At 43.6% G+C, this 17951-nt stretch carries 18 protein-coding genes and 1 tRNA gene; 2 read left to right on the forward strand and 17 right to left on the reverse strand.

Annotated elements, in window-relative coordinates; genetic code table 11:
- Positions 1 to 8: 8 nt before the first annotated feature.
- Positions 9 to 782, forward strand: a complete 774-nt coding sequence (locus tag B3O12_RS18610; RefSeq protein WP_189630458.1) for an AMP nucleosidase — start codon at positions 9 to 11, stop codon at positions 780 to 782.
- Positions 783 to 975: 193 nt separating this feature from the next.
- On the opposite strand, the gene B3O12_RS18615 is transcribed toward B3O12_RS18610, so the two are convergent.
- The 15 genes from B3O12_RS18615 to B3O12_RS18685 all read right to left on the reverse strand — a co-directional run bounded on the left by B3O12_RS18615 (position 976) and on the right by B3O12_RS18685 (position 15786).
- Positions 976 to 4620 carry an alpha-amylase family glycosyl hydrolase gene (locus B3O12_RS18615; protein ID WP_286757383.1) on the reverse strand — a complete coding sequence of 1215 codons (3645 nt, stop codon included), beginning with the start codon at positions 4618 to 4620 and terminating at the stop codon, positions 976 to 978.
- Between the two features lie 93 nt (positions 4621 to 4713).
- Positions 4714 to 5445, reverse strand: a complete 732-nt coding sequence (locus B3O12_RS18620) for a hypothetical protein (RefSeq protein ID WP_286757384.1) — start codon at positions 5443 to 5445, stop codon at positions 4714 to 4716.
- Positions 5446 to 5589: 144 nt separating this feature from the next.
- Positions 5590 to 6885, reverse strand: a complete 1296-nt coding sequence (locus B3O12_RS18625; protein WP_286757385.1) for an MFS transporter — start codon at positions 6883 to 6885, stop codon at positions 5590 to 5592.
- Positions 6886 to 7023: 138 nt separating this feature from the next.
- A complete protein-coding gene (locus tag B3O12_RS18630) occupies positions 7024 to 7485 on the reverse strand; it encodes an ExbD/TolR family protein (protein ID WP_189630454.1) in 462 nt (153 codons plus the stop codon).
- Between the two features lies 1 nt (position 7486).
- Positions 7487 to 8149 carry an ExbD/TolR family protein gene (locus tag B3O12_RS18635; RefSeq protein WP_189630453.1) on the reverse strand — a complete coding sequence of 221 codons (663 nt, stop codon included), beginning with the start codon at positions 8147 to 8149 and terminating at the stop codon, positions 7487 to 7489.
- A gap of 4 nt (positions 8150 to 8153) precedes the next feature.
- Positions 8154 to 8516, reverse strand: coding sequence for a hypothetical protein (locus tag B3O12_RS18640; RefSeq protein ID WP_189630452.1), 363 nt, complete (start codon positions 8514 to 8516; stop codon positions 8154 to 8156).
- Positions 8517 to 8540: 24 nt separating this feature from the next.
- The gene (locus B3O12_RS18645; RefSeq protein ID WP_189630451.1) at positions 8541 to 9335 is read right to left on the reverse strand and encodes a MotA/TolQ/ExbB proton channel family protein; all 795 of its coding nucleotides are present in this window, start codon (positions 9333 to 9335) and stop codon (positions 8541 to 8543) included.
- Positions 9336 to 9490: 155 nt separating this feature from the next.
- Positions 9491 to 9578, reverse strand: a tRNA-Ser gene (locus B3O12_RS18650).
- Between the two features lie 89 nt (positions 9579 to 9667).
- On the reverse strand, positions 9668 to 10729 hold the full coding sequence (locus tag B3O12_RS18655; protein WP_286757386.1) for an asparaginase: 1062 nt from the start codon (positions 10727 to 10729) through the stop codon (positions 9668 to 9670).
- Positions 10722 to 11489, reverse strand: a complete 768-nt coding sequence (locus B3O12_RS18660) for a TatD family hydrolase (RefSeq protein WP_286757388.1) — start codon at positions 11487 to 11489, stop codon at positions 10722 to 10724. Before B3O12_RS18660 ends, B3O12_RS18655 begins: the two co-directional genes overlap by 8 nt.
- A gap of 1 nt (position 11490) precedes the next feature.
- The gene (locus B3O12_RS18665; RefSeq protein ID WP_286747068.1) at positions 11491 to 12576 is read right to left on the reverse strand and encodes a glycosyltransferase; all 1086 of its coding nucleotides are present in this window, start codon (positions 12574 to 12576) and stop codon (positions 11491 to 11493) included.
- A gap of 2 nt (positions 12577 to 12578) precedes the next feature.
- Positions 12579 to 13202, reverse strand: coding sequence for a polysaccharide deacetylase family protein (locus tag B3O12_RS18670; RefSeq protein WP_189630447.1), 624 nt, complete (start codon positions 13200 to 13202; stop codon positions 12579 to 12581).
- Positions 13189 to 14415: a GAF domain-containing SpoIIE family protein phosphatase gene (locus tag B3O12_RS18675; protein ID WP_286757389.1), complete on the reverse strand. Its 1227-nt coding sequence runs from the start codon at positions 14413 to 14415 to the stop codon at positions 13189 to 13191. The genes B3O12_RS18670 and B3O12_RS18675 overlap by 14 nt, the downstream gene beginning before the upstream one ends.
- 3 nt (positions 14416 to 14418) lie before the next feature.
- Positions 14419 to 14679: a hypothetical protein gene (locus tag B3O12_RS18680; RefSeq protein ID WP_349675969.1), complete on the reverse strand. Its 261-nt coding sequence runs from the start codon at positions 14677 to 14679 to the stop codon at positions 14419 to 14421.
- 3 nt (positions 14680 to 14682) lie between these two features.
- A complete protein-coding gene (locus B3O12_RS18685; RefSeq protein WP_286757390.1) occupies positions 14683 to 15786 on the reverse strand; it encodes a glycosyltransferase in 1104 nt (367 codons plus the stop codon).
- A gap of 68 nt (positions 15787 to 15854) precedes the next feature.
- On the opposite strand from B3O12_RS18685, the gene ruvC reads away from it, so the two are divergent.
- A complete protein-coding gene (gene ruvC / locus B3O12_RS18690; protein ID WP_370299173.1) occupies positions 15855 to 16412 on the forward strand; it encodes a crossover junction endodeoxyribonuclease RuvC in 558 nt (185 codons plus the stop codon).
- Positions 16413 to 16434: 22 nt separating this feature from the next.
- Here the strand turns inward: ruvC and B3O12_RS18695 are convergent, their stop codons facing one another.
- Entirely contained in the window at positions 16435 to 17202 is a 768-nt protein-coding gene (locus B3O12_RS18695) for a type II CAAX prenyl endopeptidase Rce1 family protein (RefSeq protein WP_286757392.1), read from the reverse strand.
- Entirely contained in the window at positions 17199 to 17735 is a 537-nt protein-coding gene (locus tag B3O12_RS18700; RefSeq protein WP_286757393.1) for a hypothetical protein, read from the reverse strand. The genes B3O12_RS18695 and B3O12_RS18700 overlap by 4 nt, the downstream gene beginning before the upstream one ends.
- Positions 17736 to 17951: the final 216 nt, after the last annotated feature.

Below are 17951 nucleotides of genomic sequence, written 5' to 3' on the forward strand. Positions count from 1 at the left end.
ATTATTCTATGAAAAACAAGCAAGAAATAGTTGAAAACTGGCTACCCCGCTACACAGGTGTGGCTCTGGAGGATTTTGGAGAATATATTCTACTTACCAATTTCATTTCGTATGTAGAAATGTTTGCAGATAAGTTTGGCGTGGAAGTAATGGGAGAAGGAAAACCCATGCAAAGTGCTACAGCCGAGAACATAACCATAATCAATTTTGGTATGGGGAGTGCAATGGCTGCCACTATTATGGACTTGCTTTCCAGCATTCACCCACGTGCCGTTCTATTTCTTGGTAAATGTGGGGGGTTGAAAAAGAAAACCCAACTGGGCGATCTTATTTTGCCTATTGCCGCTATTCGTGGCGAAGGAACCAGCAATGAATATATGCCGGTGGAAATACCTGCTCTTCCCTCCTTCCGTTTGCAGCGGGCAGTATCTTCCATGATTAAGAAGCACGCCATGGACTATTGGACAGGCACTTGCTACACCACCAACCGAAGGGTGTGGGAGCACGACAAGGCCTTTAAGAAATACCTGCGGAAAATCAGGGCTATGGCCATAGATATGGAAACGGCCACCTTGTTTACCGTAGGTTTTGTGAATGAAATTCCGCGAGGTGCCCTACTGCTTGTGTCGGATAACCCTATGATTCCTGAGGGTGTAAAAACCGAAGAAAGCGACAAGAAGGTTAGTGCTGATTATGTGAACGCTCACCTGGAAATTGGTATTGACGCGTTGCGCGAATTGAGAGATTCGGGTGACTCTGTGAAGCACATGCGCTTTGAATAAAAAATAGGGTTACTCATTTAGATCGCATTTGTTAGCTCCAGTATACTAGCCACAAGCTGTGTCCTCACAGCGTTACAACCATTTGTGAAGACACAAATGGAGGTAAGGTTCAGAAATGCACTTCTTGCGACATAAGTAAGTAACCCTATAAAAAAATTCGGTGCGGGCCATTGGCCTGCACCACCTTATGCTTTCAACGACTTACCAATACCTTGAGCGTATATCCTTTTTGTTCGGTAATTATCCTAAGCAGGTAAAGGCCATTTGGAAGTTCGGAAATATCTAATGGACTGAGACTGTTGTTTGCAACAGACTGATGAACAACCACTTCTCCTTTTAGAGTGCGCAGCTCAAGACCTTTAATCTGGCCAGGGATTTCTCCATCGAAATGAATGATACCGCTGGCGGGGTTAGGATAATACCGGAAGCCGGGCAGTTCCTCCTCCAAGCCCGTGATCTGTTTCAATACCGGAACATCGTAAAGTATGTCTCCGTTTTCTAATACCACTCCGTGTTCAAAGTCGCCTGCAGTACCAGTACCTTTTCTACTACCATCGGCATTCCTAAAAACAAAGGCCAGGCGATAGGCAAGCTTAGTTTGTCCCAAACCGTAATAGTTACTGGGCGTAAGGGTAATTTGCCACTGATTATTATTGGTTGTGGAGCGTGTCATTTCACCAACTCCATCATCTGCTCCCCAGTTACCCACCACGTGTTGTTCATCCCATGAAGTTCCATTGGCCGAGCTTGTAATAACGCCCGAATGCATATATACCTGCTGCGCGTTAAGCAATCCGCGATTGCCAAAGCGAGCATCATAGGTTAGTGTTATTTCCGTATCCTGATCAAACTGCTGTGGAGTAATGGTAATTAACTCCCCATCAACTTCTATTGCAAAAAATATAGTTTGGCCTCTAAAGCCTTTACCAAGTTTAGAGTTATCGGCATTTCGGAAATACATGCCTAATTTAACCGCCTCTCCCGAGGTAATAGAGAAATAGTCTTTCGGGGTAAGGGTTATTTGCCACATGTCATTTTCTCCATCCACACGAGTCATTAAACCTACACCATCATCGGTATGGTTGCCCACTTCGTTTTCCAGTGTTGTAGCATTGAAATCTTCAAACACTATACCGGCATGCATATATACCTTTTCGGCTCCCACCAGACCCTCAGTACCTGCCGGATGAGCTTTGGTGGCATCGAACGTAATGGTTATCTCATCTTCAACAAAGAAGCTGGCCGGGCTAATAGTAACCGGTAACTCATAGGCCTCAACCACCTGATGAAATCCATCCGAAATTTTATTTGAGGTATATATTCGAAATTCACCGGGTGCGAGGTTTATGTCTTTTTCAAAAGCTCCGGCCGGTATGGTCTCACCAGAAAAATAGTTGTACCAAGAGCTACCTGTGGCTATGGATGGGTTAATTGATGATGCCTCCAAACCATAATTCCCTACAATCAACACATCAAGATCGTCTGAGTCAGCATGTATGAACCTTTCATTCCCTGAAAAATCATAGGTATAGGAAACGTTATCTTGGGCATTGATTTGTTTCCTAAGATTCAAAATGGCAGAAAAGGCATTGTATACATGCTTCCTCAGCTGATCATTATAGTATTGCAGGCCGTCTTGCCCCCATGGCAAAGGTTTGTTGCCCACTCTTCCGTTGAAATTAATATCTATATCGTAGCCAAGCTCTCCAAATTGCCACAGCATTTTAGGGCCGGGCAGAGTGTAGAGAAAGGCAGCATTCATTTTTAATCGTTCCAAAGCAATGGTGGTATCGCGTGTGTTATAAACACCGTTGGCAAGTCCGTTTTCATACACTTCCCACAATTGGCGCTGCTCATCGTGGCTTTCCATATAGCTCACATGTGTTTCGGCAGTAGCCCCATCGAAAGAAGAGTTAGCTTCTCCTCCCAAAGCCGTCCAGTAGTTGTAGCCCATATTTCGCCAAAGCAGCATACCGGCCTCTGCCAGTTCATCTTCCTCGTTGGAAGCCGCAAAATGTTCCAGTATTACATAGGCTTTTTCGTCTACCTGCCACAGCTTATTGGCCATGCGCTTGAGCAGGTTTACCCTGGACTGATCATAGGCAGACCAAGCACCTACATCGGTATTTTTGGTCTGGGTGAAGCCCTTAGATAAATCGAAACGATAACCATCAAAATGATATTCCCTCAGCCAGTAGGCATTCACGGAATCAACAAAAGCCTGAGTATAAGGGCTCTCATGGTTGAAGTCGTACCCGACATTAAATGGGTGGGTTGCCTCGGTATTGAACCAGGGACTTTCTGCCGAAGGTTTAGAGCCGTCCCAATACATACGCACCATTGGGTTAAGTCCAAAAGCATGGTTGAGCACCATATCCAGAATAACCGCTAATCCACGCTGATGGCAGGCTGCTATAAAATCCTTTAAATCGTTTTTGGTACCATAGTATTTGTCGGGAGCAAAAAAGTACATAGGATTATATCCCCATGATTCATTGCCTTCAAACTCCATAACCGGCATTAGCTCAATAGCATTTACGCCCAGATTTTGAATATAGTCCAACGTATCTATGAGATCTTTGTAGCTTCTGCTGCCCACAAAATCGCGCACCAAAAGTTCATACACCACCAGGTCTTTGGCGTCCGGTCTTTCCCAGTTTTGCTCGGTTGCCGGCCATTGGTAGGGTGCCTGACCTGTTTGAAAGGTGGTGGCAATGGCGTTTTCGGTCAGGTTGTAGTCTGGTATCTGATTGTTTACCGATAAGGGTATGTATTGATCGTTCCAGGGGTCGGCCACTTTATCGGCATAAGGATCTCCCACTTTAATGGCTCCTTCTACCCAGTATTGAAATACATATTCTTTTCCTGCCGTCAGGTTGGTCAGTGTAAGCCAAAATAGCTCTCCATCGGGTGTTTTATTCATCAGGTATTCAGGCTGAACCTCCCAGTTGCTCATATCACCTACCACGTAGACAAAGTCTTTGCCAGGAGCTTCCAGAACCAGGGTTACCCGGCTATGATCCTCATCATCATAGTTAATTCCTTTCTGTACTCCCTGCGGAAGTTCGGCCACAGTGGTGGCATCGGTAATGTTTACATTGAACGGTTGTTCGTCTTGTACTTGCTCTCCGTTGATGGTGGCCGTTACCCGAAGGGTTCCTCTAAAGCTTTCTGAAGGGCTAAAATTGTAGCTAATGGTAGTCCCCGTGTTTACATTGGCTTTATTTTCGAAACCCTGCCCTTGATCAATGGCTATTGTCATTTGACTCACGGTTGAAGAAGCTTCGGCACTAATGGTTATGTGCTCACCCGATTTTATAAAGTGGGTAGTAGTAGCAGGCTGCTTTATAGTTACAAAATTATCAACTGCAAGGTCTATAAATATATCGCCATTAGAAGCTACCTGTCCTCCCTCAAAGCTTCCGGGTGTTCCTTTGCCTTCTGCCGAGCCATCGGCATTTCGGAAAACCATGGCCAAACGAAAAACAGTAGTGGTAGATGGTACTCCGTAGTAAGCTCTGGCAGGAGCATCAAGGGTTATTTCCCATAAATCGTTCTGACCTTGTACCTTAGTCATCAGACCAATTCCATCGTCTTTGCCCCAGTTACCCTTTACGTAGTTTTCGTCCCAGGTTGTAGCCGTTGGCGAGCTGGTTATTACCCCACCATGCATATATACTTTTGATGCCCCCACCAAACCTCCGGTTCCCTGAGTGGCATCATAAATTATTTTAATTTGATCATCGGCTGTGGCACTGGCCGGTTCTATCCGCACAATTTGCGCAGTAGCAACAGACTGCAAAAGAAGAAGAAGAAGTGCTGAAAAGAAATTTCGCATGAAGGGTAACTTTGTTGAGTTGCAAGGGAAGACTGCAATTGACCATAGATGAGGGTAGACAGTCTCCCCAAGCGGATTGTATGAAACCGGATATTAGTTTCCGCAGCCTCCTCCGAATTGGTCGCTGTTTCTCCACTCGGCTACTACTACAGCCACGGTATCTCCGGCAACAGCCGTAGTTGTACGGTTTTCACCGTTCAAAATTTCCTGACAATCTGATGTTTTTTCAACTTTATCCCAGGTACCATCAAGCCTCAATTTAAATCCACCATCAGCAATAGTGGTTTCTACGGTACCACAGTAGCAATCCGATTCTCCCACTTTGGTCAGGCTGACATCCGGGTTATTTCCCCAATCTGTAAACTGACCTACCACTCCTACAGAACCGGTGGTAAAGGAAGGTACTTCGGCCACAAACGAAATCTTTGACGCCACCACATGGTCTGGTGTAGGCATGCAGGCAATGGTTAAAGCTATGTTGGCACTTTGAGTAGCCCCACTACCGTCTGTTACAGTAACTACAGCGGTATAATCGCCTGTCTCATTAATGGTAAAGGAAAAGTCCAGGTCAGCCTCATCTCCTGAAAGGGTCAGTTCATCAGTAAGTACATTGGTTCCCTCTTTAGATATTGTTACCGTAGCTGAAGAAAGACCACTACCGGTAGCATCGATAGCAAGGGTCTGCTGAAAGCCTGCTCCGAGGGTAATTTCGGCTGGTGCACTAATCGCAATTGCTACCGCATCGTCTTCATCATCTCCACAAGAAGTGAGTGTCAAACTGGTCACAGCCAGGGCCATTATGGCTCGAATTAAATTTTTCATCATCGTTTAAGATTAGGTTGATTAAAGAAGTTTCTTAACCAAGAATAAGGATAAAAAAACCGCTTTGTAAATGATCTGAGACATTTCCGCGTTGCAAACGTTTGCGAAAACGAGGTTCCTAACCTTGAACAATTAAAATGGATAAAATTAAGCCCAGTTACTTCTTACTCTTCTAATAAGCAGAAGACCTATAACAAAGAACACACTGAGTACCAGCGCACTATATCGCATAGAACCTGTAAACCACTCTACTGTGCCATAGGCAATGGTGCCAAATACTATGGATACATTGAAGGTGACATCGTAAAAACTAAAGAAGGAAGCGTGATCTGTGGTATCTTCAGGAATGAGTTTAGAAAAGGTAGCTCTGGACAGCGCCTGAATGCCTCCCATAATAACACCAACAAGAAAAGCCAAGCCAAAAAACTGATAGTTGGTACTCACAAAGAAGGCGAGTATGCATACGGCAATCCATATGACTATCATCACTGACAGCGAGTATATATTGCCTTTTCTTTTTGAAAGATAGGCGAAGGCATAAGCGCCTCCTATGGCCACCAACTGAATGATGAGAACGGTCATAATTAGGTCGCGTGTTTCCATATTCAGCTCTTTTGCTCCGAACAAAGAGGCCAGATACATAACTGCCTGTACTCCTGCATTGTAAAAGAAAAAGCCCAAAACAAACTGCTTCATTTGACTCAATTTTCTAATCCGGCTATAAACCAGCCGAAGTTCTTTATAGCCATTGAGCAACCAGTGCCCCTCAGGCCGCTTGTGGTAAGGGTTGGCGGGAAGGCGGTTGAGAGAATAGGTAGCAAAACCCATCCACCAAAGGCCTACCGACAGGAAGGAAAGCCGAGCCGGGAGGTCGCCTTCCGGGATTCCGAAGGTAGCAGGCGATTCGATTATAGCAAGGTTAAGAATTAGAAGAATAACGCTACCTACATAACCCATGGAGTAGCCTTTGGCACTTAATTCATCGAATCGATTGGGAGTAGCAATCTCGGGTAAAAAAGCATCGTAAAATACTAAACTGGCGGAGTAACCTACACTGGCCAATACGGCCATGAGAATACCAAACTCTACATTTTGACCGGTAAAGAAGTACATACCCGCGCAACACAATGCTCCGAAGTAGGCAAAAAACCTCAGAAAACTCTTTTTCCGACCGGAGTAATCGGCAATACCCGAAAGCAACGGGATAAGCATAGCTGTGAGTAAAAAAGAAACACTCAGAGCATATGAATAAAGTACCGTATTGGGCAAACTCCAGCCATAGAAATCGACCATTGCGGTGCCATCGGGCTGTGTGGTTACGGCCTCATAGTAAATAGGAAAAACTGCTGTGGTTATGGTAAGTGAGTAGACCGAATTGGCCCAGTCATACAAACACCATCCATTGGTTGTTCTCTTATCGTTCAGTTCAATTCCGGTGGCCATGGCTAAGGTTTGAAATTCGGTTTAGAAACCGCTTGGTAAGATAAGGAAGAAAGACTCTTCTATAAAAGGCAATGAATACCATAAACAAAAAGAGACTGCATGAGCAGTCTCTTTTTATATGATTCGGTAGTTATTCGCTTAATTGTCTTCAGTCTTCTGCGGAGTGGCGTACATGATCTTACGAGCATTAGCCTCTCTCAGCTCCGTTTGAATATCTACAATGATCCCCATTTTGGTTTCATTGTCAACTTTCATTGAAACGGTAATCTGGTCACGCTCATTCTCTGCCAACTTAGATTTCTCCTCGTTGATCCACTGCACAATGTTTTCAATGCCAATAAAGGCATCATTGGCCTGAATAAGCGGCTCAGTTCCTAAAGACTTATCCTTAGGCTTACCAACATAAAGGTAAGTCACCAGTTTTTTCTTCTCGAGCTTTACCAACTGCTCTGCACGTGGAATTCTCTGCTCTACTTTAATTTCTGTTTCTCTCAACACAGTTGTTACCATGAAGAAAAACAGGAGCATGAAAATAATATCCGGCAAAGCTGCGGTAGGTATATCCTGACTCGATGTACTCTTTTTCTTAAACTTTGACATATTACCCTCCTTGTGTTGTTGGTTCTGCTATCGAAATAGCCTTAGGAATCCCCAATCGCGCTCTGTCATACAGTTCTTGCTCTTTTGGGTTGTTTCGATTCAGCTTTCTGAATTCTTCCGCTGTCAGCCCTACTCGCTCACCATAAATTCTATTGTAAGCAGCATTAAGGGCATCCAATATCTCAATAAATATCTCGTAGCTACTACCACGGTCTGCCTTGAGCGATACGATGGCCGAAGTCGGTCCATCTGATGATTCTTTGCTTCCCAAATTTCTAGAAATGTACGATTTCATAGAAGCCGGCAAGGTATTGTAAACATCTACATCACTCATTTTGTCGTTACCCTTTTTGGTATTGCTTGGGTTACCGAAGTTTAATACGAAATCATAAACCATATCTTCGATCAGCGCAACGTCTTCCAAAGGCTCATCTTCTACCAACAAACGGTCGGCAGAGTTTACCTGAATTTTGAAAACGTTCTTTTGGTTTTGCTTGATCTCGATTGGCTCATCGTCTTCGTTTTTCGGAGGAAGCAATAGGGTAAGACCTTTGTTTGTGGCAATTTGCGTAGTTACAAGGAAGAAGATCAAAAGAAGGAACGCAATGTCGGCCATTGAGCCTGCATTCACTTCCTGACTTCCTTTGTTTTTACTTCTAGCCATAAAATTATCTTACTATTCTTGCAATTGATGAGTAAATCAAGCCCACAACAGCTATAGTTACTAAAACTAAGGTTGTGGTCATAGCACCACCCACAAGTTTGTAGGTTGTTACAGCGCTTTCACTGGTTGGATCCATTTTGGCTGCCTCCATAACACTTGCTGTAGAAGCACCAAACTCGGCCGGAGCCATGCTGTAGCCGATGAAGAAAATAGCTACTAAAACTAAAGCTCCAATTCCACCTTTGATCAATGACTTAGGGTTTCCAAAGGCATTGATCAGGTTCATTACTATAGCTGCTACAATAGCTACTCCAATAAGGATGTAAGCCGCATATAGCCCTATATCAATCCACTGTTCCTGATCCATATTTAATGTCTTTTAAGATGGAAATTATTTTGAAAGGTTGTGCTTCACCAATAGGTCTACCAATGAGATTGAAGCATCTTCCATAGAGTTTACGATTGAATCGATTTTAGATATACAGTAGTTGTAGAACAACTGAAGGATAATCGCAACGATCAAACCAGCAACTGTTGTTAAAAGAGCCACTTTAATACCACCGGCAACCAAAGAAGGAGAGATATCTCCAGCTGCTTGAATAGCATCGAAGGCATCGATCATACCAATTACAGTACCCATGAAACCCAACATTGGGGCTAGTGAGATGAATAGGGAAATCCATACAAGTCCTCTTTCCAAACGCCCCATTTCTACAGAACCGTAGGCAATCACTGATTTTTCAACCATTTCGATGCCTTCAGACATTCTCATCAAACCTTGGGTAAAGATAGAAGCCACAGGACCTCTGGTATTTTTAGTTACCTCTTTAGCAGCTTCAACTCCGCCTGATTCCAAAGCGTCTTCCACTTTGCTCAGAAGTTTTGCTGTATTCGTTGTAGAAAGGTTCAAGCTGATAATTCTTTCGATGGCGATAGCCAATCCCAGGATCAAACAGATTAGAGGGTAAACCATGAACGCTGGGTCACCTTCAATAAATTTTTCTTTGATGATCTGATCGAAGGACTGAGCTTCTTCCGTTTCAGTCTCAGCAGAATAATCTGGAGATTCTGGGTAAGTGTCCTCAACTGCAGTAGAGTCGGTACCTGTCGTATCGTCTTGTGCAACTGCGTTAAATCCGAAGGCAAAGACACCCAGGATCATCAGTAAAGAGAATAACTTTTTCATAGTCTAGTTTTGATTAATAAAGGTTAAAACGGTTTCTAAATTATTAATTATTATGATTAAAAGAAATTTATACTTAAAGTTTTAGTTGATAGAAAGTAGGATACTCAACTATAGTCGTGCGAGGCCCCTAATCCAACACTTAACACTTTGAGTTGCGGAGAGAGAGGGATTCGAACCCTCGATACCCTTTAGGGGTATACACACTTTCCAGGCGTGCTCCTTCAACCACTCGGACACCTCTCCCTAATCTTTGCGCTTCTCGCAGGGCAACAAATAAATCAATAATTATCTCATGATGCAAGCGCTATTCTGTTTTTGTAAGGCACAAAAAATCAGTTCATTTCGCCCCTAATTGGAGTTCTTAGGCATTTTTTTGCATCTCTGGTATTCGGGTATTTTGCCAACACGTACATCATTTTGGTAGTGGCCGCTTCAAAGGTAAGATCATGACCGCTCACTACACCTATCTTATCTAACTCACTGCTAGTCTCATACTTACCGTGCATCACCCGGCCACCATTACACTGCGATACGTTGAGAATAATTTTGCCTTGCTTTACACTCTCTCTGAGCAAGTCCAGAAACCACGGTTCTTGCGGCACATTACCGGAGCCATAACTTTCTAAAATGATACCTTTTACAGATTCGGCTAAAACGGTGTGTGCAACGGTAGATTCGTTGAGTCCGGGAAACAATTTGAGTACGGCTATGTGGGTATCCATTGCCGATTGGTATTGTATAAAGTCTTTTGCATAAGGTTTAAGGTAAGACCACTGATAATCGATGGAAATACCTGCCTCCGCCAGAATGGGATAGTTTTCGGACTCGAACGCATCGAAATGCTGACTTTCTACTTTTTTAGACCGATTACCGCGCAAAAGCACATGATTAAAAAAGATACACACTTCGGTAATGATTGGCTTGCCATCTTTTTTATCGGCTGCTATTTCCAAAGAGGTCACCAAATTTTCAGTAGCATCGGAACGCGGAGAAGCAATGGGCAACTGGGCTCCTGTGAATATCACGGGCTTGTTAACGCCTTCGAGCATAAAGCTCAGAGCCGAAGCAGTATAGGCCATGGTGTCTGTGCCATGCAAAATCAGAAAGCCATCGAAGTGGTCGTAGTGTTCATAAACCAGTCCGGCCAAAAGTTGCCAATGTTCTACCTGCACATTGGATGAGTCGATTGGTTCGCTAAAACTCACTACCGATATATTAACCTGCAATTCCTTAATTACAGGTACTCTATTCAGTATCTGCTCAAAACCACAAGGTACCAGGGCTCCTTCTTCGTTCAAGTCCATTCCCAAGGTGCCTCCGGTATATATAAGGAGTATGTGTGCCTTAGGCTTTTGAGTAAACTCAAAGTGCTCTATGTTTTTTACTTTAATCATGGAGTTGGAAAAGTTTTCGGGCGTTGACTGTAGTTTGTTCTATCAGGTCGGTTAGGGACACTTGACGGTAATCGGCCAGTTTTTGGGCAATTACATTGAGGTATGACGGCTCGTTGCGCTTGCCCCTATAAGGTACCGGAGCCAAATATGGACTATCGGTTTCTAAAACAATTCTTTGGGCATCCAGCTCCGGCACTACTTTATCCATGCCTGCATTTTTAAAGGTTGAAACCCCTCCCAACCCAAGGTAAAAACCCATATCTACAATGCGTTGTGCTTGTTCAACCGTGCCGTTGAAACAATGAAACACACCAGTAAATTCTTGGTCTTTCATTGATTCCACCAGATCGATGGTCAAATCGAGATATTCGCGGCAATGGATTATAATGGGTTTTTTAAGTTTTTTAGCCCAATCGGCCTGTATTTTGAACGCCTCTATTTGCTGATCTTTAAACGTCTTATCCCAGTAAAGATCGGTTCCAATTTCTCCAATCGCTACAAAGGGTCGCTTATTGATCCATTCTTCTACCACATAGAGTTCTTTCTCAAAATGCTTATTCACCGAACAGGGGTGTAATCCCATTGTGGCTATACAAAGGCTTGGGTTGCGATGCTCCAATTCCAACATGGCATCTATAGAGGTGTGGTCTATATTGGGCATTATAATTTTTTGAACACCAACTTCTTGTGCCCTTTCTAACACCTCACTAATATCTTCTTTAAACTGCTCTGCGTATATATGGGCGTGGGTTTCTATCATTTCAGAACTTTCTTCCTTTCCAACTTACTTTACCGAAAATGAGAATTCTCAGCAACGCAAAAGTATCTAAAAGACTTATAAAAAAAGGTTCACCAAGCAATAGTTTAAACGCTCCTGCCGAACGATGGCTCACTTGTATATACTTGACCAGCGAGGCTCCATAGGCATAAAGAACTATAAAGAGTGCCACCTCTGGATGGAAGAAGAACATTAACAAAGCCACAGGAAGCCATAAGCGGGCAAAAAAAGCCGGTATGGCCAGCAGCCAATGATGAGTAAAGACTCCGTTCATCCACCGGCACCGCTGCACAATTATCTCTGTCCATGTGGCCTGGGGCAGTGTGTAGGCACTCCCCTGTCCATCGATGAGTTGCAGAGTAGAAAGCCCTGCTTTCTGAAAGCGCTGCAACAACCCTAAATCTTCCACATCGGTTGGGCCAAGTGCTCTGAATCCTCCAACCTGATCGTAGGCCGATCGTCTAAAGCCCATGTTATTGCCAAGTATGGATATAGGTCGAAAAGTATCGGCCATAGCCTTCATGCTGTGTAACACTATCTGCCAATCGAAAGCCTGAATTTGTGCACGGAAGCTATGCGGATCTATACGGGTATAACCGCTTACTAATGGACTGTGTCCCAAGGCCGAAACCATGCTCCTTAGCCACCCCGGTCGGGCTTTCATATCTGCATCAAGAATTACAATATACTCATCATCGGTAGCATCAATGAGCTGATTGAGCACATTGGCCTTGGCTATAAGCCCATCTTTTTCATGAGTAATTTCGATCTCTTTAATAAAAGAATAACTACTTGTATAACCGGCTATTTTCTCTGCTGTGCCATCTTCGGAATTATCATTCCCTATCAGGAGTTGCATTTGCTCACGGGGATAGTCTTGGCGAATAAGAGACTCCAAACAACGATCGAGGTTCAGCTCTTCATTTCTGGCACATATGAGCACCGACACATGAGGCCACTCGTTGGGCTGCTGAGAGACATTCTTAAATCGAGTACTAAAAAGTAAAGTCAGTACCAACTCAGTAAGTATGAGCACCAGATATACCAATGTAATCGCAACTATGAGCATCGTCATAGCGCTTTGAATTGATATCCGGCCTGCTTAAAGTAATCGATGTACTTGGGCAGCACCTTTTTGAGGTTTTTCTCTGCCTTCAGGTTGTCATGAAAAACCACAACAGATCCCTTTCGTGTAGCCTGAATTGACTTCGTAAGAATTGTTTCGGCACTGAGGGATTGATCATAGTCTTGTGTAAGCACATCCCACATCACCACTTTTTTTTCTTTAAGCAAAGGTTTGCGCTGAGCCCGCGTGAGTCTGCCGTAGGGTGGCCTAAACCATTTAGATGATACTTGCAGTTGCTGCATGGTTGCATCACAGGCCTGTACATCGGCCAAATAGGCACCTTTGGGGGTGTTCTTACCGTTCAGATGGTGTTGGGTATGATTGCCCACCGTGTGACCCTCACTTATAATTTGCCGGAAGATACTGCTATGCCTGGCAATATTTTCTCCCACACAAAAAAAGGTAGCGTTGGCCTCATGAGTTTTTAACTGTTCCAAAACCCACTCCGTAAGGCCGGGAATGGGACCATCGTCAAAGGTTAGATATATGTGTTTTTCCAACGTGTTTACCCTCCACAATAAGTTGGGGAAGGCATAGGGCGCAAGAAAGGGTGTTCTAAACGGAAGCATTGTTCACCTTACAAGATAGAAAGGTAAGATCGTCTGAAAAGGTCTTGCCGGCATTGAACGTATTGAGCTCGGTTAAAAGCTTCTTGTGCAGTTCTTCCAGCGGAGTGTCGTAGTTTTCTATGAGAAACGATTCCAGCCTTTCATTGCCAAACTCCTCTTCATTTTCATTAAAAGTTTCAGTGACACCATCGGTAAAAAGAAACAGCGAGAAGTGTTCCAAGTTTTCAACGCAGCCCATATCTATAAAAGGCAGTGGCTCAAAGGCTCCTAAAACCGTTGTTCCTGTGGTGAGACGCTCTATTTTGGGCTGCCCGTTCATGAGCAGTGGCGGATTGTGCCCTGCATTTATGTAACGGAGGTTTTTCTTTTCATAATCGTAAACCGCCAAAAAGAAAGTAATGAAGTTTTCTCTATTGGCATTTACACAGAGCTGATAGTTTAACTCTTTTACCACATCTATGGGATTTTCGGCTGTGCGCGAAATGGTACGTAGCACTGCCTGAAAATTACTCATGAGTATGGCCGCAGGAATACCCTTACCGGAAACATCGGCTATACATACCACAAACTGATTTTCATGTTCGAGGGTAATGTAGTCGTAATAATCGCCCCCAACTGTTCTACAAGGCTGATAGTATGCCTCAATGTGAATTTTATCGGTGGCCGGAAGGTCTTTAGGAAAGAGATAATTCTGCACATTTTTGGCAATTTCCATATCGCGCTGAAAGGCCTGCTGTTCCAGTTGCTTTCTGGCCAACCGCTTATTCTCAATGGCCACAAGCATAATATTACTCAACGCCTGAATAAAGGTGGTATCTACATTAACTCCTTCTCCTTTAGACTTTATAAACACAAAAGCCAACAGCCTGTCTTTGTGCAGAACGGGGATAATGATTTCAAACTCATCGAAACAAGGCTGTTCTAAAGACACACTTTCAATAAATGTGGGTTTTCTCACCTGAAGGCAAGCCTCTCCCATGGTGATTTTAGTGAAATCTTTGGTGGTTCCAAACTGCACTTTACACTCCCAATCTTCTTCCATTACAAACAGACAAAGTTTTTCCATTTGAAGGTTGGCCCGCAGGGTAAACTCATAAATTTTGTATAGATCTTCTTCGGGCAGGTTGTTGTTTACGGCCTGCGTAATTTCCAACAGGGCATTAACCTCCAGTTCTTTCTGGTAAAACTTGGTTTGTAAAGAGTCTTGCTTCATAAATTAGCGACCATTGTGAGCCAAAAGACCCGTTTTTGTGGCCAGGTAATAGTAGGTTTTATATTCTTTTTCAAAGTTCAGCTGATCTTCGAAAACCTCATCGTTCATATTAAAAAAACACTTGATATAGCCTTTTTCGAGTAGGCTTCGCAAAGTAGCTTTTAATTCCTCCTCTTTAAGAGTGAGTTCTTCCAGCAAATATGTATATGGCTGAACAAAATAAAGCTCATCCATCACATCAAATTCAGCATCGGTCATTGTCATAGTTCAGGGTGAATAAGTTCTTCCCTTCCACTCAAATTTCCTAAAGTTAGCGGCAAGTCCAAAATAAATGGCATAGAAGGGATATACAATAAAGCAAAGGAGAAAATAAGGGAATGGAGTTTTGAAGGCGTATGCTTTACGTACTTTTCGTATAAACAGAAATTCTGCCAGAAGCTTGGCCAGAAGCACTCCCCACAACCAACTACTGGTGGAGTTGGTTAGCACCGGCAAAATAGGAATACTAAGTGTAGCACACTGAACCAGAACAATACCCAGAGCCGCCACTATGGTGTTTTTTCGTTTGTTCTCTTTCCACTTACTAGCCCAACGTAAACGTTGTTCCCGAAAAACCTGCCAATTGGGAGCAGCAGCGGTAGTAACCAGCACCTCCGGCAAAGCACAAAACACTACGCCTTTGGGATGCTTCATCTGTACCTTTTGTAGCAACAGCTCATCATCGCCCGAGGGAGTGGTATTTATATTATCAAAGCCTCCAACTTCAATGAAAGCAGCCTTCCTGTAAGCCAAATTGGCACCATTGGCCATGGATGGTTTCCCGTAATCGGTCATCACTTTAGTGGCACCAATCAGGGCGCTGAACTCTATGGACTGCATTTTTTGCCATAAGCACTCACCGGTTAGCATTACAGGACCCAAAACCATTTGCACCTGCCCTAGCCCAAATGGAGCTGCCACGGTCTTTAACCAATTAGAAGACATTGAGCAGTCTGCATCGGTAGTCACCACAATCTCATTTTTAGCCGCCTCAACGCCCTTCTCAATAGCTGCCTTCTTACCGGTTTGTTCATGGAGGTGAATCAAGCGAAACACACTGTTTTCAGCAGCACAGTAATTATTGAGCCACTCTGCTCCTGCATCGATGGAGTGATCGTTTACAAAAATGACCTCGAAATCGGGATGACTCTGCTGCTCCAAACACTTGACCAAATGGGGCAGGTTGGCCACTTCATTCCTGAAGGGAACAATAAGACTTGTTGCCGGAGGCTTTGAACCTCCACTATATTTCGCATCTACCTTGCTCCAGTTTTTCACAGCAAGTAAAACGAGTAAAATGTAGGTGGTAAGAATAAGCCCTATGGCCAGCATGCTGCAAGATTGCTAATCTGCCACAAATTAAAAACCTTCGGAAAAAACCGATTCCGTATATTGCCCTTGTGAAAGACAAGGCCGTTCAGGAGAAAATTGTTTTAGGAATAGATCCGGGCACAAGCGTGATGGGTTATGGCGTATTAAAGGTAGAAGGTAAAAAGCTTTCGTTACTCCAATTTGGCGTCATCCACCTGAAGAAATACGTTGGCCACGAACTCAAGCTAAAGAAGATTTTTGAGAGAGTCACCTCTATTATCGAAGAGTTTCACCCCGATGAAGTGGCACTGGAAGCCCCTTTTTACGGCAAGAACGTGCAATCTATGCTCAAGCTCGGACGGGCGCAGGGTGTAGCCATGTCGGCTGCTCTGGCGCGGGAAATACCCATTACTGAATATGCCCCAAAAAAGGTTAAACAATCGGTCACTGGCAATGGCAATGCCTCTAAAGAGCAAGTAGCAGCTATGCTGCAGACCTTACTAAACATAAAGGAGCTACCCAAAATGCTCGATGCCACCGATGCACTTGCCGTGGCAGTTTGTCATCATTTCCAGAATGGTCAGGCCCAAACCCGTTCGGCCAGCTGGAAGAGCTTTATTAGCGAAAACCCGGGACGGGTGAAGTAAGACGCTCCATCAAGTGGATGGACTAAAAAGACTCCAGATTGTATTGCATGTATTCGAGCACAACTATGGTGAGGTTATAAGTAAAGTGAGCCAACATACCATATACTATTGTGCCATACCTTTGTCTTAACCATCCAAATACATAGCCCAAAGGTATCAACCACAGAAGACTTATGATGGAAAGGTGGGAAATTCCAAAAACTATGCTGGTTACCACCAGTGCTGCCTGAGTACCTGCCATAGCCTTCATATGGGTAAAGAAGAAGCCCCTAAAAGCCATTTCCTCAAAAATAGCAGGCACAACAGCCACAAATAAAAAGGCATAAGCAAATCCATAAATGGTATATTGAGGGAAATCCCACTCAATACCCAGCAAATTGAAGTTAATAAAATCGGCAAAATAGTGAACCAATACCGCAGCGGGGACAGCACAGATAAGAACCAGTCCAATCACCCCGGGGTCAATGGGTTTAAACACTAGCTTCAATGCTTTCTTTCCACTCAGGTATGCAAACAATAATGTTTGTGCAATAAGGAGAATTTCTACAAACTCAAAATCCTCCTGCCATTGGTCGAGAATAGAAGTAGTCTGATAGACCACGAGTATTAGCAGCAAGCTGGAAACATACCAGATAATGATTCGAAGCTCTTTGGATTCTAATGGGCTTCTTTGACTGTCTTCTATTTCTTTTTTCTGACCACAGTGGCCACAAAAACGAAAATCGTTAAAATGCTCTGCCCCACAATGCTGGCATGTAAGCAAAGGACCTATCGGAGCTCCGTCTGTCATGAAATGCCCAACTCTTTTAATTCGGCCTTCACCTTCTTCACTTCAAGCCCCGACTTTAACCCACGAATGAGAAGACTAATGATGAGTATCTTCCAGACGATCCCTCTAAAAATTGCACCTTCCAACACAGCCTGAAGGAGTATAATTGTACCGTAAACGATCAAACCCGTGAGGCTGGCACCAAAAGGTTCTTTATCGCTCCAAATGGCCAAACCAAAGTAAACTATGGTCAAAACCGAAGAAGCAATGAGAGTTGCCATATCATCAGCAAAATAACCGAGTATTAGACCGGCCAAAATATTGAGCACTCCTAGCGCTATCAGTGTGTTTTTCGATTTCTTCACCTCTTTTTCAACTACATTCAAAAGCCTCTTTTTGGCATCGATGCGCCTCTGAAATTTAGCCTTTTCTTCCTCTGTTCCGTTTTGCGGATAACTACAATGCGAACAATAGGTAGCAGTATCATCTATGGTATTTTGGCAATTTGAGCAGACGTGGGCTGCTTGGTCGAGCGTGGTATCTTGATTTTCCAAGTGAATAGTTTATTGTACCTAAATATGCTAATGTTCCTATTAAAAGAAAATTAAAACTAGGGTTACTTACTTAAGAGGCATGTTTTCATATTTTGCCATTTGTGGTAGCACAGCTTTTTGCTCGAGTAGTCTGTTAACTTCTTTGTAATCTAAAGAAGTACCCCTAATTAGAATGTAATGATATACGAGGTTACAGCATTAAAAGAGAGGTTCTCA

It is taken from the genome of Roseivirga sp. UBA838 (assembly GCF_002296035.1).
In the GTDB taxonomy this organism is placed as follows: Bacteria; Bacteroidota; Bacteroidia; order Cytophagales; family Cyclobacteriaceae; genus Roseivirga; species Roseivirga thermotolerans.

Bases quoted from the DNA above. Each gene is read 5' to 3' on its own strand.
- B3O12_RS18645 (WP_189630451.1), bottom strand. From the start codon at position 9,335: ATGAAAAAGTTATTCTCTTTACTGATGATCCTGGGTGTCTTTGCCTTC.
- B3O12_RS18675 (WP_286757389.1), bottom strand. From the start codon at position 14,415: ATGAAGCAAGACTCTTTACAAACCAAGTTTTACCAGAAAGAACTGGAG.
- B3O12_RS18680 (WP_349675969.1), bottom strand. From the start codon at position 14,679: ATGACAATGACCGATGCTGAATTTGATGTGATGGATGAGCTTTATTTT.
- B3O12_RS18695 (WP_286757392.1), bottom strand. From the start codon at position 17,202: ATGACAGACGGAGCTCCGATAGGTCCTTTGCTTACATGCCAGCATTGT.
- B3O12_RS18635 (WP_189630453.1), bottom strand. From the start codon at position 8,149: ATGGCTAGAAGTAAAAACAAAGGAAGTCAGGAAGTGAATGCAGGCTCA.
- B3O12_RS18685 (WP_286757390.1), bottom strand. From the start codon at position 15,786: ATGCTGGCCATAGGGCTTATTCTTACCACCTACATTTTACTCGTTTTA.
- B3O12_RS18655 (WP_286757386.1), bottom strand. From the start codon at position 10,729: ATGATTAAAGTAAAAAACATAGAGCACTTTGAGTTTACTCAAAAGCCT.
- B3O12_RS18620 (WP_286757384.1), bottom strand. From the start codon at position 5,445: ATGATGAAAAATTTAATTCGAGCCATAATGGCCCTGGCTGTGACCAGT.
- B3O12_RS18640 (WP_189630452.1), bottom strand. From the start codon at position 8,516: ATGGATCAGGAACAGTGGATTGATATAGGGCTATATGCGGCTTACATC.
- B3O12_RS18625 (WP_286757385.1), bottom strand. From the start codon at position 6,885: ATGGCCACCGGAATTGAACTGAACGATAAGAGAACAACCAATGGATGG.
- B3O12_RS18615 (WP_286757383.1), bottom strand. From the start codon at position 4,620: ATGCGAAATTTCTTTTCAGCACTTCTTCTTCTTCTTTTGCAGTCTGTT.
- B3O12_RS18630 (WP_189630454.1), bottom strand. From the start codon at position 7,485: ATGTCAAAGTTTAAGAAAAAGAGTACATCGAGTCAGGATATACCTACC.
- B3O12_RS18670 (WP_189630447.1), bottom strand. From the start codon at position 13,202: ATGCTTCCGTTTAGAACACCCTTTCTTGCGCCCTATGCCTTCCCCAAC.
- B3O12_RS18665 (WP_286747068.1), bottom strand. From the start codon at position 12,576: ATGCTCATAGTTGCGATTACATTGGTATATCTGGTGCTCATACTTACT.
- B3O12_RS18660 (WP_286757388.1), bottom strand. From the start codon at position 11,489: ATGATAGAAACCCACGCCCATATATACGCAGAGCAGTTTAAAGAAGAT.
- B3O12_RS18610 (WP_189630458.1), top strand. From the start codon at position 9: ATGAAAAACAAGCAAGAAATAGTTGAAAACTGGCTACCCCGCTACACA.